1 protein-coding gene is annotated in these 255 nt (G+C 44.7%); it reads right to left on the bottom strand.

The features are described 5' to 3' along the window. Nucleotides 1–255: NAD(P)-dependent oxidoreductase (locus AAEY88_RS14510; protein WP_350563521.1), on the bottom strand; the 255-nt coding region annotated here is incomplete at both ends.

Raw genomic sequence — 255 nt, 5'->3', positions numbered from 1 at the left:
CGGATGATCTTTTAGAGTAAGAAGCGGATCATCTTCAGCAATAGGTTCTGCTTCAAAAACGTCGCTAGCATAGCCGATAATTCGCTGGTCATTCACAGCATCGGTTAGCGCTTGACTATCGACAACACCGCCACGTGCCACGTTGACGAGTAGCGGCTGTTTGGTCATTTTGGACAAAGTCTCTCGATTAATTAAATGTTTGGTTTGCTCATTTAATGGACAATGTAGACTAATGACATCTGAGCGGGCAAGTAC

Origin of the sequence: Psychrobacter sp. CAL346-MNA-CIBAN-0220 (genome assembly GCF_040309805.1) — a bacterium.
Classification (GTDB): domain Bacteria; phylum Pseudomonadota; class Gammaproteobacteria; order Pseudomonadales; family Moraxellaceae; genus Psychrobacter.
The sequence above is the reverse complement of the archived record's forward strand: the minus strand, read 5'-3'. Positions and strand labels throughout refer to the sequence as shown.